Below are 16,573 nucleotides of genomic sequence, written 5' to 3'. Positions count from 1 at the left end.
TTTAATCGTCTATAATATATGTTTTCAAGTTATAAATATGTATAAACAATATCATCTTTATCTAAATAGATAAAATAAGAACTTACATTGGAAATTATTAAAATCATTAAACTAAAGCTCAAGTTACTAAACTATTTTCAACTATATAATATGTTGATTTTTATTTTAAATTTAAAGTATTAATCAATTTAATAGATAAAAAACAACATTGTTTTCTTAATTTATTTGATGTATCGGGGGATTCAGGGCCCCTATCTTTACCCCCTGATAAAACCAATTAAGATGTCCCTACTCCTGGAGAGGAAAAATGAATAAACTCGCGTTATCAACCACCGCCGCCCTTATTTTTGCCTCAGGTTCTGCTGTTGCAGCCGATAATGCTGCTGGCGGTACACTACATTTCTCTGGTGCAGTCACTGATGCTACTTGTACTATTAATGGTGGCGCTTCAGCCAACCTGTCAATTATATTGGAACCTATCTCAGTCACTCAAGCCGGACAAAAAGAAGGCTTAATTGATTCTGGTAAGAAAGCATTTTCACTGGAATTTTCTAACTGCCAATCCAAAGCTGTTGGTTTTGACCCAGCAACCTCTATGTTAAAAATCCAGTTCACATCATCAAATACCATTGCTAACGATGGTAAATACCTGGTCAACCAAGAGCTCAATGCAAACGGCAAGCCGAAAAACGTAGGTATCGCTATTGTTAAACACAGCGAAGAACACGCCCCTATTATGCTGAATAAGGCGTTTGATACAGGAATCAAGGGCTCTACGGCAGCACCCGAAATTGTCGATTTCTATGCGAAATATTACAAAGTAGGTACTGCTGATGCAGATCCAGGTAAAGTAGTAACGATGGTTACTTATCACGTTACTTATCTATAATTATTTACTACAATAAATAAAGCCTATTTAAATAAATAGGCTTATTTAATTTGGCAAAAATAACGTTATGAAGAAATTATTTTTAGCTATATTATTAGGGATGACGACTTTAACTGCGCATGCCAACATCGTTATTAACACAACACGTGTTATTTATCCATCCAGTAATAAAGAGGTATCGGTTCAATTATTAAATGCAGGGGATCAACCCTCCCTAGTACAATCCTGGATAGATGATGGTGATCCTAATTCAACACCTGAAACAGCTAAAGTCCCCTTTTTACTCACCCCTCCAGTCGTCAAAATTGATGGCAATAATGGGCAGCAATTAAGAATTAAGCACATCAACAGCAATCTACCGACTGATCGTGAATCGCTGTTTTATTTAAATGTTCTGGATATTCCCCCCGTTGCAGAAAATATTGGTGACAAAAACGTCATGCAGATTGCTATTCGTACCCGGATCAAATTTTTCTACCGGCCTGATAAGCTTTCTATTTTACCGAAACAGCTCCAACAACATATTGTATTAAAACGTGAGGGTGGCCAACTAAAATTGGAGAATTCATCACCCTATTTCGTGAATATCGTCGGCCTTAAATCTTCCGATACTCAACCTAACTTACTCAATGAAGGAAAAATTATAAAACCATTCTCCTCTCATTCATTCAGTACCAATGAAAAAGTAAAAGTTGGAGACAAATTAACTCTGGCTATTATTGACGATTTTGGTGCTATAAATAAATTAACTTTACTACTTCAATAGTGATATTACTGGCATAGCATAGAAATGATAAGACCAAAAGTTAGTCGGTTAGCTCTGATAATAGGTGCCTTGCTGTATACAGGTTGTTTATGCTATGCCGCAACATTTAATACTGATTTTCTCGCCGGTGAATCTGCAAAAGCAGATTTATCCCGATTTTACTCCACCTCAGAACTGCCCGCTGGCCGTTACGATATTGATATATATCTGAATAATGACTGGAAAGGAAGATTTGATATTAATATCCAGAATGATGGTAAAGATATTTACTTATTTAATGAAGATCTTTCTAGATTAGGTATAAAAATTGATAAAAACCAATTATCAGAATCAAATTTATCCAAAGATGAAATTCTTCTTACTAAAATAATATATGAAGGAACCGCTAATCTCGATGTTCCTAAACTCAGTCTACATCTTGTGGTCCCGCAGGCGTATGTCAAAAACGAGCTAAAAGGCTATATTGATCCTGCATTCTGGGACAGAGGTATCCCCGGCGCTATGCTGTCCTATAATGCCAACTATTACCATACTCAAAATAGGAATAAACAAAACCGCGACCATGAAAATGAAGATAATGTTTACGTGTCGCTTAATAGCGGTTTAAATCTATTTGGCTGGCAATTACGTGATCAATCCTCTTATCACTACACACGTTCAAATGGTGATAAATGGAGTAATAATACCCGTTATCTGCAACGGGGAATTTCATCAATTAATTCAGAACTTCGCATTGGCGATAGCTATACATCCAGCGATTTATTCGACTCTTTCCGTTTTCGAGGTATCAATCTGAAAACAGATATGCGCATGTACCCCGATGCCTGGCAAGGATTTTCCCCTATCGTCAGAGGAGTTGCGCAGACTAACGCTCTGGTAAAAATCACCCAAAATAATGTTGTTATTTATCAAGGTAATGTACCACCGGGGGCGTTTGCCATTGATACTATTTTACCAACAGGTTCAGGAGGTGATTTGCTAGTTGAAGTGACGGAAGCAGACGGGCGTACTAATAGCTTTACTGTCCCCTTTTCATCCGTTCCTAATATGATGAAAGAAGGTCTTGGCAAATATGATATCAGTGCCGGTAAAACACATATTGCTAACAGTCGTTATAAACCAAACTTTTTCCAAGCCAGCTATCAATATGGTTTTAATAATGTCCTGACCGGTTATACAGGCACCATTATCAGTAAAGATTATTACTCGCTATTGTTAGGTAGTGGCTTTAATCTACCCATTGGCGCTGTCTCAATTGACGTTTCACAATCCAGCGCCAAATTTGATAATAGCCCAACCATGAAAGGTCAAAGCTACAAATTGGCTTATAGCCGCTATATTCCACAAACAAAAACAAATTTTTCGCTGGCCGCTTATCGCTATTCAACTAAAAATTATCTCACCTTAATCGATGCAATTGATCTACATGACTGGATAAGCAACGGCTATAACCAACAATACTATTCCCATCAAAAAAATACCTTTAATATCAATTTAAATCAGAATCTTGGTAGTGGTGCTGGTTCACTTTTTCTCTCGGGAACATTCCGTGATTACTGGGGAACCCAGAATAAAAGCAGGGAGTATCAAATGGGGTATTCCAACAGTCTGGGTAAAGTCAATTATTCCCTGACAGCAAGCCGTGTCCGATACAATATCAATGAAACAGAGAGTAAAGAGGAACAGCGTTACTATCTAATGCTATCTATTCCTTTTGAGTTGTTTGGTTACCCCGCTTATTTGACCAACAATATCTCAGTCAATGAAAGCCACTATGACAACAGTAACGTAGGATTAAGCGGCAGCGCAGGCCCAAGCAACCGTTTGAATTACCACTTCAACATTTCAGATCAGAAAAGCGGTTCGACAACAACCAGTGCAAATTTGACCTATAAAACATCCGTTTCCACATTGAGTAGTTCTTATAGCCAATCCACGGAATACCGCCAAATGGGGCTTGGCGCAATCGGCAGTTTAGTTGCTTATCAAGGCGGCATTCTGGCTGCTAATCAGGTTGGGGAAACTTTCGCCATCATTGACGCGCCGGGCACGGCAAACGCTTCTGTGAATGGAGATAAAAGCATGGTGACAAACAACAGCGGTAAGTTGCTGATACCTTATCTTTCTCCTTACCGTAAAAACGCCATCATGCTAGATACCAGTGAAGTATCAGAAGATGCCGCTGAACTTATCGGTAACATCCGAGATGTTGCGCCATATTCCGGTGCGATTACCCACATCGGATTTAAAACAGACCAGCGGAAAACGTTTGTTTTCTATGCCGCCCAGGCTGATGGTAAACCTTTACCTTTCGGGACTGAAATTGTCGATTCAGAAGGTAACAGCTTAGGATACGTTGGTCAGGGCAGCATGGTTTTCCTGCGAGCAGAAAAATTACCACAACAAATTTATATCCGCATCGGTCAGCTAGGCGAAAAGAGTTGCACAATAAACGATCCACAGCCTGAAATGGGCTCAACCGCCAATATTTGCCGTTAAGGGAGAAGAATAATGAAACTTAAGCCATTGTATCTGGCGGCCATAATCAGTCTAAGCAGCAACATAGCCTATGCAGACTGCCAACCTAAATATGCAATAACAGCACCGGCAATCACGGTAGATATGACAGATAATCTCACCCTGAACAGTAATGCAACCTGGATACTCAACACCCAATATTCTGGCTATTTTACATGTACAAGAAATTCATTATGGAAACAAAACTCTGTTGCTAACGGTTCGCCTTTTACCAAAAACAAAGTTGTCTTAGGATTCAATGGCGGCAAAGATTATGCCGAAGTGACTGTCACGAATCTTTCTCCTAGCAATAGTATTAATCTGGGAAACAGTAATGACACATATCCTGCTGGCAAATTGCAAGCCCAATTTACACTTAATGTGAAACTACTGGGCGGCAGACCCGGTGGTAGTAATATTCATGTCTTTTCCGGCAATTCTGCAACATTAAAAACTGCTGTAATTGCGATGGATACCACCAACTTAGGAATTCTTGATGCCATTCTCCGTTTCGCTACCGATTTCCTGACCTTTATTCTTACCTGGGAGTGGCCGACGCATTCTGAAGATATCTATTACCAGCCCGTTACGATGATTTTTAATCACAGAGATACAACTTGTCACTTCTTAAATGCTGGGTTAACAGTGAATCTACCAAAAGTCAACCGCATTAGATTGCTTAACGGAACAGATAAAGGCGAAACCCCTTTTACCCTGAACTTTGAATGCAAATATCTCCAAAACGGTAAAACTTCACGCTCAGTTAAAGCTTACCTAAGCAGTAATAATCTTCTGCCAAATGACAATCAAACCTTAATTGATAGCAAAGCCGGTGCCGCTAAAGGTGTTGGTATCCGTGTCTCTCAGACAAGTGATTCATCGCCGATAACTTTCAGCGCCTCGCCATCCTCATCCCGTGGCGCGACACTGCTATTCAGCAAAAACTCCGGCAATATCATCGATAAAAACTTTTCCATCGACCTTAATGCTTACTACCACGTTTATGATCCGCAAAACATCATAGCAGGGGACCTGAAAGCAACCTCTGTGCTGAACTTTGAATACAATTAATCAAGAGGAAAATTACCCAAGAGGCAAAGGAGATGTCTCTTATTTCCCCTATTCGAATTAAAAATTTATGTTTCAATAAGTAATAATTTGTAATAAAGTGTTTCTGAAGAAAAATTCATTTACATTTATAATCTCCCCTGAGTTTACGTAACATAATGATAACCCTAACATTATGTAATCACGCATACTCAACTAATTTCTTAATAAAATAGTGTAACTCTACGAAAAATAGAAAAAACACATTTACACTTATTAATAAAATTTAAAAAACAATATCAATAACAATATATTCAAGCCTTATTAAAGAATAAACAGAAACAACAACCAGTCTGAAATAAAAATATATCTCAATAAAAAACAAGACAAAGAAAATCATAAAAACAGAAAAATACAATATATAAAAATACCCAACAATATTGATTGACAATAAAAATAATAAATTAAAAATCAACAACATAGAATAAGTTAAAAATAAAAACCTTATATGTTAATATAATTTCACGCAATACAAAAATGTAATAAACAATTTAACCCAACATAATAAAAATATGAATTCCACTCCCCAAAACCACCTTTAATATAAAAATATAAAGATAAATATTTATAATTATCAACAAATAAATTATTAAAAATTTTTTATCCTTATATACACCTTCATTATTATATTTTCACAATATCACCTGAAGTAAATATTTGTAACACATTGTTACTTCTTTTAACTTAACATTTAGAACCATATCGAATATCCTGCATCGCACCAATGACAATGGATACATTAGAAAATTAGCTCAAGCCTGACAAAGACGACTTAATTTTAACTCACAGAGGAAAAAGACCATATCGGTAACTGGTCACCTTTTTATGAAAATGATAATTATTCTTATAACGGCAATATTAATATCAATCAGTTTACTACTCGCCGCAGTATTCTTACGATTGGCTGTACTATAATTAACAGTACTATATAAAACCAGATTCAATCACTTTCGATATTATACTAACTAGTTTACAAATCATTTTTCTTTTGAAAAAGCAACTTACAGACACAAAACTAACTCGAAAATCATGATTATATCTGATGGATAACTCACCCAGAACAGGTAGTATTTTGTACACGAATAGCACATAACCATATATAAATTAATAAAAAACCACAGAACAAATTAGCAAAATAATAATTTTTATTACAGAAAATATATTTATGAATCGCTAATAACTCTGGCTATGCTGGATTTATTTTGCTAACATCAGCTTGTTTTTTATTCAGAGCAAACGAGGAAAAGCAATGCCCTCTCAAACGATGAGGACAACTGCCATCTTCGCTTTCTTTATCTCACTATTGTTTTCCGCTTTTAGTCATGCCTCAACCAGCACCGCTAAAAGCATAGAGTATTCTCACAATGACATGCAAAGCAGTTTGCCAGATTTGCGAAAATACCCTTCGGGCACCCTACGTAAGAAAGCGTTTTTAAATGTTGTTGTCCCTGTGATTGATCAACACAATCAACAAATTATGCAGGAACGGAAATGGCTATTGGAGCACCAAAATGCCAAGCATTGGTCCATACAGGATATCAAGCGCCTGCAACAAATTTGTAAAAACTACGACGTGAGCTGTAGCAGCTCGCCTAAAAAAGTTAACTGGAGCAAGCTACTAAGTCGTGTTGATATTATCCCAACCCATTTTGTTGCCACTCAGGCCGCAACAGAATCTGGCTGGGGAACATCTAAGCTTGCACAACAGAATAACAACTTGTTCGGTATGCGTTGCGGTAACAACTGTAAGAAAACCCAAGGTAAAATAAAAGGTTATTTCTCCTACTCGACCATCAATGATTCTGTCGAAGCCTATATGAAAAATATGAATACTCATAACGCTTATGAATCATTGCGTGTTTCACGCGCCAAGCAGAGAAGCCTTCAAGAATCACTAAATACCAGCAAATTGATTGATAATCTTGAAGGGTATTCACAATTGGGTTCGACTTACAACAGTTATCTGCATAAAGTATTTAACAGCAATAAAGGGCTTATTACTCAGGCGCAGAAGTTAGCCAAAAACGACCATGACTAAGGGCCTAAATAAGTCATTAGCATGAATATCTTCTGTTTGAATATCTTGTGCTAAGTACCAATATCATCCGTTACCATAGCCCACTATGGAACGGATGATTTTCTTATGTCCATCGGTTTGTTCTTTTCATTGATAGAATGTTTAGATCAAATACTATAATATCACCCAATATTAACCTATATTAAGATAAAATGATTGACCAGAGTTTAATATGAATTTCTTTTCTTTTGAGTTTCTTGGTTCCTTTGTTGCTTTCTTTCTCTTGTATTGGATGCTACAAAAAAATGCGAAAGCACAAAACTATCTATTGATAATCGCAAGTTATCTGTTTGTCTTTTCCTTTAATACTCTTTTCACCGGCATCCTATTTAGCTATACGCTATTTATTTATCTTTTAACAAACATAGCCAGCAAATTTCTATCCAATCGCATCACATTTACTATCCTAACGATAGGTATTCTGGGATGTTTTACGCTATTCAAATATTATTCTTTCTTTCAGGAAAGTCTCCAACAAGCGTTTGCCGAATTTGGCTTGTCCATAGATTTACCTGTACTGACACTACTCGTCCCTTTGGGTTTATCTTTCTATGCATTTCATTCCGTCAGCTATGTCGTTGCTGTCGCAAGAAAAGAGATGCCCAAAGCATCATTTCCTGATGTCGCCTTATACCTATGCTTTTTTCCAAGTATTGTTGCCGGACCAATCAACCGAGCTAAAAATTTCCTGCCTCAAATCCAGATTTCATCAAGAATAATCATTGAACCATCAAGAGCTATATTACTGATTGCATTGGCGATAACCAAGCTATTCTTGTTCAGCTCTTATTTATCTGAAAATTATGTCAATCCAATTTTTGATGATCCTACTAGCTACAATGCGGGGCAAATACTGGTTGGTATCTATGCCTATGCATGGCATATCTATTTTAATTTTTCTGGTTATACCAACCTTGTTACTGGATTAGCGCTACTCCTTGGTTTCAGGGTACCTGAAAACTTCAATGCCCCTTATCTGGCAGAAAACTTGCAAGCCTTCTGGCGCCGTTGGCATATCAGTTTGTCTGAATTTATCCGTGATTATGTCTATATTCCTTTTGGTGGTAATAAGAAAGGATTTATACGTAAGAATCTTAATTTGTTTGTCGCTATGGTAATCTCTGGATTATGGCATGGAGCCGGAATTAACTTCATTATCTGGGGAGCTATTCATGGATTGGGATTAATAATCCTCAATGTCAAATACCAGTTATTTCCCTCAATAGACAGAAAAAATCAAAATATTTCCCGAAACCCAATCAGCTCATTTTTATCAAGAATCATCACTTTCCACTTTGTCTGTCTGGCATGGGTTTTCTTCCGCTGTCCTACTCTAGATGATGCACTAATATTGTTAAATCAATTGATATCATCAGATTTATTTCACTCGATAATAGCCGACAGTGGGTTGTTACTGATGTTCTGGGGACTCTTTATTATTTATCCGTGGCTGATTAATCTAAAAATAATGGTTGAGAAAATACATTCTCAAATTTCATGGATATGCTACCCAATACCATTAGCGATTATTCTGACTTTGGTATTTATGCTTTCACCACAAGGAATACCAGGATTCATTTATGCCAATTTCTGAATTCAAATCTAATTTAAAAACGGCCGGACAAGTTACTTTTATCGTAATATTAACTAGCCTACTGTTAATCTGGTTAAATCATCGTTCACTGGATAGATTCTGGCAACAGGAATATCACCGGCAAAGTCCTTGGGCAACTTTACAAGGTTATCCACTCTGGGATTTCGGTGATAACCTGGAACAAGGCGTACTCGCTGCGGGAGAGGCTTTCATATTACATACTACCGGCAATAATAGTGGCAATCATCAGCAAACTTCCCGGGAAGCTGATATCACACTGCCTGCGGATTTTCAGATTGGACTCAAGCTCCTAAGTGGTTATCCCTCTCCTGTTACAAATCTGCCTGCAACTTTTCCTGAGTTATTACAGAAATCTTCCCATACTCATCCTGTTAATTCACCAATACCTCATGATTTAAGGAATAATGTTTCCCCCAGTGCGGTTATCGGTAAAACCAACGTGACACTGACCGCCAAAGATAAAGTACTGTTTGCCGGAGATTCAATGATGCAGGGTATCGCTCCCCATCTGAAACGTCGACTCTACCGAAATTACAGTATTTCAAGTATTAATCTCAGCAAACAAAGTACTGGACTCGCTTACCCCAATTTTTTTAACTGGCCGGAAACTATCAACAAAACACTGGAAGCCAACCGCGATATCAAGTTAGTTGTTATTTTTTTGGGGCCAAATGATCCCTGGGATATGCCACCAAAACATGGAAACATCTACCTGACATTCGCCAGTCCCGATTGGGAAAACCTCTATCGCCAACGTATCGACATGATACTTACCGAAGCACGTAGCCACGGCGCTGATATTATCTGGGTTGGTCCTCCCAATATGCGACAGAAAAAACTCTCCAACAGCATGGAATATCTGAGATCCTTGTATCGATCAGAAGTCACGAAAGCTGGGGAAATCTACGTTTCTATTAATGATATTTTTAAATACCATGCAAATGATTATTCCGATTATATTGGCGATAATAGTAACAAAATTAAACTCAGAAGTGGTGATGGCATACACTTTAGCTTAAAAGGCCAGCAAGCTATCTCAGACAACATATTTTCATTGATTAAATTTATTCAGGAACCAGCCAAACAAAATGGAACCAAGCAAAATGAAAATAGCTAAACAACTCCGTCGGCGATACCAATCTGCTGGCATTAGTCTGGTCATCACACTCTCTTTAAGTTTGATATCGTGCCATAAACAAATACCAACACAACAACCGGCAAAAGAGAATCAACAGCTAATAGACTTCGGTGAACCAAATTTAGCCTTACTGGCGAATAAACTGCATAACAGTCACCATAATCAACTGCATTTTGTTCAGATAGGCGATTCCCATACCGCTGCTGATTTTTTTACCGGCAAGCTTCGCTCTTTATTGCAACAACGTTTTGGCGATGCAGGGATTGGTTTTGTTAGCCCAATTAATGTACCTGGCCAACGTAACGCTATGGTCAGTATGACCGGTAATACACAGCAATGGAAACTCACTACCAGCCGCAAAGATAATCGGCCTGATTTTCCTCTTGGCGGTGCAATTGCAGAACCCAATAGCCAAATAAGTCAATTAATTCTAAAGCTGTTTGCACCATCCCATGATCGCTATCAACTCAAGACGTTATACCAAGCATCGGGGGATGCTCAGATTCTGGTTCAATCTGCAACCAAACGAATCGTGAAATTATCGGCAACCCACGGTCACTGGCAATTTTCTACTGGAGAATCTGTTACATTCCCAGTTAATATTATGGCGATACAAAATAATCAGTTAAAATTAGGCGGCTGGTTTATCAAACGCGCACAACCAGGTATTATGTTATCTGCCTTGGGTATTAATGGTGCAACTATTAATATGATGGATAAGTGGCAGCCACAATGGATTGATACATTAGTTCAAATGCGTCCTGATATGGTGATCCTCGCTTATGGCACAAATGAGGCTTTTAATCATTCCCTTGATTTATCAAGCTATCGCCAGCAACTGGAAACGAAGATAAAGCAGATTCGTAATCAGCTACCACAAGCAGTTATCCTTATTATTGGGCCAGGTGATTCTTTGAAAAACAATCAACTTACAAGTTGTACAACACAACAACCAACAATGTTGGATAATATCATCCATATTCAACAAAAAGTCGCTCAAGATCAGCACACACTATTCTGGAACTGGCGTGAATATATGGGTGGAAAATGCTCAATTAAGAGCTGGGCGCAACAAGATCTTGCTCGTCCTGATTATGTTCACCTTTCGGCCGCGGGTTATGAGCGCAGTGCTGAAGCTTTATATCAACAATTAATAAATATTCTCGATCAATAAGAAACAATAAAGCTTGATTGGGAATAGTACTAAATACTTATCTTGTTTTTAGTGCAGAAAAATTAAACTTATAATCTTAGGCTTACAATATGTATGAGCTCACAAGAAACCCATTTAATAAAGACAAATTATCTTTTTTGTTGTATTTAATACGTTGAAAAATAAGTTTATACATGTGTAAAACATAGCGTCAAAAAGAGTATTTAAAATATGATTTTTCCAAAAAAGTATCCTCTCAGTGCTATAAAAAGACTCATCTCCGGCTGGAAAGAGTGTAGTTTCGAACGTTACCAACAAGCGTATTCTCTTTATGGTGGTGGAATATCGACTCATCCAGATATTGTACGCTTCTTAAATGAAAAATTTGGCAATAGTTTTATCTTTTACGTCAAAGAAAATCCACAAATAGAAAACGTTATCGAAGGAGCATACTTTACATGTAAAGATCATCATCTGGCAGCAAGTCACCAAAAGGACTACTATTTTTTCAGTTACGATGAAATTCTCTTCCCTATTGCCAAACATCTAAAAACTATCATCCCTGGGAAATCAAAAACCATATCGCCTCTGCACAAAGAAAACTTTGTCAATCTTTATTATGGCCGATTAAACAAACGAACAATATGCCTTGCTAAAGAAGATTTTTCTTATAAAACAAGAAGAAATCGGAGTAATGAAATTAATAGATTTAAACGTGCAGGAGGAGAAATACATCAAATCGATGATTTTACCTGCCAGGAATTTGTTGACATTTACACCACACTGTATGAGAAACGGTGGGAAAAAACACACAGTGAAGAAGAAAAAGGGAAATTAACCGAATTATACACCGAACTCAAACAGCATCTGTACGGATGTGTACTAACTATCAATGGAACCCCAGCAGCCTACGATTTAGTTATAAAATCAGACAGCCCTCAATGGGTTTCATTCGATGCAGTAAACGGCGGATACGATCCTGAATATGCTAATCTCAGCCTTGGAAGCATTGTCATGTGGTTAAATATTCAAAATGCTTCGGCGCTCTGTCAGCAGAATCAAAAAACGATGCGTTATTCTATTGGCAAGCCCACTTTTGCCTATAAAGATCGCTGGTGCCACCGTCACCCGCTAGCAAGAACACTCTTTTAATGTCACCAATATTTCCCGATAGTTAATTTATCTTACCGCCTTCTAAAGAAGGCGGTGTTAATCTAATATAATCCCTGAGTTCATTAAATTACAACACAGCAAAGAAAATCATCCCCACAACAGCACCTGTTGTTCCAAGAATAGTTTCCATAATTGACCAAGTTTTCAGTGTTTGAGATTCTGTTGCACCAGTAAATTTACCAAATAACCAAAAGCCTGAATCATTAACATGGCTCAGTACCAAAGAACCACCCGCAATACAGATTGAAAGAGCTGCAAGCTGGGCGCCAGAATATTCCAGAAGATCAACAACTGGCAAAATCAGACCAACAGTTGTCAAACAAGCAACGGTTGCAGAACCTTGAATAATACGTACTGTTCCAGCAAGGATGAAACACGCTAATGCAATAGGCAAGCCCGCACCAATCAATGCATTTCCCAAAGCAGGACCAACACCAGAATCCACTAATACTTGTTTAAATACACCACCAGCCCCAGTCACCAATAAAATAATTCCAGCCGGTTGAATAGCCGAAGAGCAAATATCCATCACTTTTTCTTTACTCATCCCACGGCGAATTGCCAAACCATAAATAGCAATCAAACAAGCAACTAAAATCGCAGAAAATGGATGACCGATAAATGCAAGCCACTGATACAACTCAGAACCCTGTTCAACAAAATTCTCACCAATAGCCTTTAATCCAACCAAAGCCAAAGGGAATAGAACCAGTGACAAACTCAAACCAAAAGATGGCATCTTACCTTGACCAAGACTTGGCTCACTTATATCGTTGGGTAAATCCAGAGTGACATACTTACTGATAAAACTACCGAAGATTGGCCCCGCTAGTAACATCCCAGGAATCGCGGCACTGATACCAATCAAGATCATCCAACCAAAGTCAGCATTCATTTGTGAAGCCAACAACATCGGTACTGGACCAGGTAACAAAAACGCTGCGGCGGCTGCAACACCGGCAAACAAAGGAATAGCCAGCTTGACTACATTACCGCCAGTACGACGTGCTACTGCAAATGCCACACCAATCAATAAAACAATCGCTACATCAAAGAACAACGGCAAAGCACAAACCAGGCCAGCAATCCCCAGTGAATAATGAGCATTCTTTTCACCAAAACTATTTAGTAATTTAACCGCAATTTGATCCAGTGCGCCTGTTTCATGCAGAACTTTACCAAACATTGCCCCTAGTGCGACAACAATAGCTAAGAAACCTAACGTTCCTCCCATTCCTTCTTGCATTGTTTCAGCAATTTTATCCAGTGGCATACCAGAAAAAACACCCGCTCCCATAGAAACCAGTATTAACGCAACAAAAGCGTGTATTCTGGCTTTCATCACCAGAAACAATAGTAAGAGAACAGAACCCACCGCTGTCAGCACTAAGGTTAAAGTATTCATTATTTTTCCCCTGAAATGACACTATTAATTATTCTTATCGAGTGATTTATCACTTCATCAAGAGATGATCTAATGTCAACCAGATAAACATCCTGTTCATCACTCTCTGGCTCTTCTAATGCCTCAAACTGAGATACCAACATTTGAGGTTTAAAAAAATGATCTTTACGTGCCTTCAATCGACTTTCAATTAAATCAAAGTCGCCTTTCATATAAAGAAATGACAGATTCTTATTATTATCACGCAGTATATCCCGGTAATGTTTTTTTAAAGCAGAACAAACAATTAAGGAGACCGGGTTTGTGCGTTGCATAGCAAAAATTGCATGGTTCAATGATTTCAACCAAGGCTCACGATCTTCATCATTCAGTGCATAGCCTTTAGCCATCTTACTAATGTTAGATCTTGGGTGTAAAAAATCACCATCTAAAAAAGCAGAATCCAATTTACAGGCTACAGCACTGGCAACAGCAGATTTACCACTACCGGATACCCCCATAAGCACAAAAGCATGATTCGAATGCTGGGTATCACCCATATAAACTCCTTGACGTAGATATTTTATCTACAAAATGTTACCGGTAACTGTTATCGGTAACATTATCAGAAGTAGAGATGAAATTCGCAACAACACGAAATATTCAGGAAATATAAATGTGACACTCATCACAAATTATTTCAAAAAAATGCAAATCCACCAGACCGATTAGATACTCTCCCCCGGAGATAACTGAAAACCTATATCAATCATTTTTTGCGGTAAATGTTCGCCTTTCAACCGAGCCATTAATAATTCGGCAGCCCTCCGCCCCATTAAGTCACGAGACGTCAATACACTGGCAAGTTTTGGTGTCATCGCTTGACCAACATCATGACCATGAAAGCCAGCTATCGCAATATCATGCGGTACAGCTATCCCTTGACGTTGGCACTCGAAAATCGCGCCGATAGCGAGATCATCGTTAGTACAAAATAGACCATCAACATCAGGATATTTTGTTCGTGCTTCATTCAGTAACTGCCCCCCTAACGTGTAAGAAGAGCTGTCTGGAGTCATTATCTTACCTGGTTTTAACCCCGCACTTTCCATTGCAGCTTCATAACCCTCCAGACGAATAATTGTCCTTTCATCTTGTCTCGCACCAAGATAAATCACCCGCTGACAACCACGCTCAATCATTGCCATTGTCATTTGCCGAGCAGCTTCAAAGTTGTCAATACCGACCGCCGTATCAAAACAAGGAGAAACACAATCCATCAGCTCAACGACAGGGATACCAGCCGTTTCCAACATTTTTAAAGTTCGTGGAGTGTGAGTGCGTTCTGAAAGAATCAAACCATCAATATTATAGGAAAGTAAAGAAATCAAACGCTCTTCTTCCTTTTCTGAGCGATATCCATAGTGAGCCAACATAGTTTGATAACCATAATTGTCCGTCACATATTCGATACCACGGATAACCTCCGCAAAAACTTGGTTAGTCAAAGAAGGCAATAAAATACCAATAGCATGACTAGTAGAATTAGAAAGAATATCCGGCACTTTATTTGGGATATAACCTAACTCATCTAAAGCATCCGCTATTTTTTCTCGCAATTGCTCAGAAACTTGATCAGGATTACGTAAGAAACGACTTACCGTCATTTTAGTTACACCAACACGATCAGCAACATCTTGTAAAATAGGGCGTTTTTTCTTCATATTTCAATGCAATATAGAATTAGTCAAGTTTAGGATAATAAACGCAGTGTTATGACATATTTATACACTATAAGGATACATTTTTTTAAACTTAGTCTGATAGTGAAACCGTAATCCCCATTTATTCAATACATCGTAAAATCTCATCCTTTAGAGCGGAAATATAAGAAATGTTTTTTTATTAATCAGGAGGATTTATTACCGAATGATTGAAAGGCAATGAACCACCACAATCAGCAAGAACCAAATCTCTACAGTGACTAAGAACTTGAAAATTGCCAAACCTATCAAAATCAGATAGCAGAGACATTAAGTCAGCTTAGGAGAAATGTCCAGACGAAATTAAGGTTTAATCATTCGATACTGACTCAAGGTTAATATGAACTACGTTGTTAACTTAAGTACAAGCAGGCATGCAATTAAGAGAAAACTCTCGTCAGCTCATACCAATTAAGAAAAGGCTACGTCATAAAGTACTCAAAACCGATATCAAAAATAACCTGTTAATCAGCATGCCGATAAAATTTATCCTACTGATCCACTTTGAAACCTTCCTCTCGACTAGATTTTAAAATCTATTGAAAACATTTCATTAAAAGTGACGAACAAGCCCCATTTTCTATAATTTGGTTCGTTTAGCAATAATATTTACGACACGAACTCATGGAAGTCCTAACCTCATTATTGCACTACAGTTTATTCAAGCAGAGTTTTTACGGTGTATGAGACAAAATCCCAAAGAAATTTCAACGATTATAGGAAGAAGAGCAACTTATATCATCTAATAAGAAGTGTGGAAAAAACTTTGCCCAAGGCAAATTCTATTCAGAGGAAAACAGCGATATGCCGCTAAATACAAAACTGCCAGCCGCAGATAGCTAATGTACTGGAGATAAAGGGATGATTAACAAAAGCAAATTTCGACAAGCATCGTAACGTTCATGGAGCCAAAGCGACTGTCGTATGTCTTAACAACGCAAAAACCCCCAGCTTACGCTGAGGGTTTCCACTGTATTTAAAGCCTGGCAGT

The 16,573-nt window shown here is 38.0% G+C and carries 12 protein-coding genes; 9 read left to right on the top strand and 3 right to left on the bottom strand.

The annotated features are described in order from the left end of the window. Positions 1-307 precede the first annotated feature (307 nt). The 9 genes from BA1DRAFT_RS14325 to BA1DRAFT_RS14280 all read left to right on the top strand — a co-directional run bounded on the left by BA1DRAFT_RS14325 (position 308) and on the right by BA1DRAFT_RS14280 (position 12,414). The gene (locus tag BA1DRAFT_RS14325) at positions 308-889 is read left to right on the top strand and encodes a fimbrial protein (protein ID WP_036780407.1); all 582 of its coding nucleotides are present in this window, start codon (positions 308-310) and stop codon (positions 887-889) included. Positions 890-956: 67 nt separating this feature from the next. Next, positions 957-1,655, top strand: a complete 699-nt coding sequence (locus BA1DRAFT_RS14320; RefSeq protein WP_036780405.1) for a fimbrial biogenesis chaperone — start codon at positions 957-959, stop codon at positions 1,653-1,655. Between the two features lie 24 nt (positions 1,656-1,679). Further along, positions 1,680-4,154 carry a fimbria/pilus outer membrane usher protein gene (locus BA1DRAFT_RS14315; RefSeq protein WP_036780399.1) on the top strand — a complete coding sequence of 825 codons (2,475 nt, stop codon included), beginning with the start codon at positions 1,680-1,682 and terminating at the stop codon, positions 4,152-4,154. Positions 4,155-4,166: 12 nt separating this feature from the next. Next, positions 4,167-5,243, top strand: a complete 1,077-nt coding sequence (locus BA1DRAFT_RS14310) for a fimbrial protein (RefSeq protein WP_036780396.1) — start codon at positions 4,167-4,169, stop codon at positions 5,241-5,243. 1,285 nt (positions 5,244-6,528) lie between these two features. Continuing rightward, a complete protein-coding gene (locus tag BA1DRAFT_RS14300; protein ID WP_036780391.1) occupies positions 6,529-7,317 on the top strand; it encodes a protein bax in 789 nt (262 codons plus the stop codon). A gap of 211 nt (positions 7,318-7,528) precedes the next feature. Continuing rightward, on the top strand, positions 7,529-8,950 hold the full coding sequence (locus BA1DRAFT_RS14295) for an MBOAT family O-acyltransferase (protein WP_036780389.1): 1,422 nt from the start codon (positions 7,529-7,531) through the stop codon (positions 8,948-8,950). Further along, positions 8,937-10,088: an SGNH/GDSL hydrolase family protein gene (locus tag BA1DRAFT_RS14290; protein ID WP_036780386.1), complete on the top strand. Its 1,152-nt coding sequence runs from the start codon at positions 8,937-8,939 to the stop codon at positions 10,086-10,088. Before BA1DRAFT_RS14295 ends, BA1DRAFT_RS14290 begins: the two co-directional genes overlap by 14 nt. Next, positions 10,075-11,283, top strand: a complete 1,209-nt coding sequence (locus BA1DRAFT_RS14285; protein WP_036780385.1) for an SGNH/GDSL hydrolase family protein — start codon at positions 10,075-10,077, stop codon at positions 11,281-11,283. The genes BA1DRAFT_RS14290 and BA1DRAFT_RS14285 overlap by 14 nt, the downstream gene beginning before the upstream one ends. Before the next feature lie 210 nt (positions 11,284-11,493). Then, on the top strand, positions 11,494-12,414 hold the full coding sequence (locus tag BA1DRAFT_RS14280; RefSeq protein ID WP_036780383.1) for a GNAT family N-acetyltransferase: 921 nt from the start codon (positions 11,494-11,496) through the stop codon (positions 12,412-12,414). A gap of 88 nt (positions 12,415-12,502) precedes the next feature. Here the strand turns inward: BA1DRAFT_RS14280 and gntU are convergent, their stop codons facing one another. The 3 genes from gntU to gntR form a co-directional block, all read right to left on the bottom strand. Then, positions 12,503-13,840, bottom strand: a complete 1,338-nt coding sequence (gene gntU / locus BA1DRAFT_RS14275) for a gluconate transporter (protein WP_036780382.1) — start codon at positions 13,838-13,840, stop codon at positions 12,503-12,505. Next, positions 13,840-14,379, bottom strand: a complete 540-nt coding sequence (gene gntK / locus BA1DRAFT_RS14270) for a gluconokinase (protein ID WP_036780380.1) — start codon at positions 14,377-14,379, stop codon at positions 13,840-13,842. The genes gntU and gntK overlap by 1 nt, the downstream gene beginning before the upstream one ends. Before the next feature lie 168 nt (positions 14,380-14,547). Continuing rightward, the gene (gntR, locus tag BA1DRAFT_RS14265) at positions 14,548-15,543 is read right to left on the bottom strand and encodes a gluconate operon transcriptional repressor GntR (protein WP_036780378.1); all 996 of its coding nucleotides are present in this window, start codon (positions 15,541-15,543) and stop codon (positions 14,548-14,550) included. Positions 15,544-16,573: the final 1,030 nt, after the last annotated feature.

This window comes from Photorhabdus aegyptia (genome assembly GCF_000612035.1).
GTDB lineage: Bacteria > Pseudomonadota > Gammaproteobacteria > Enterobacterales > Enterobacteriaceae > Photorhabdus > Photorhabdus akhurstii.
The sequence above is the reverse complement of the archived record's forward strand: the minus strand, read 5'-3'. Positions and strand labels throughout refer to the sequence as shown.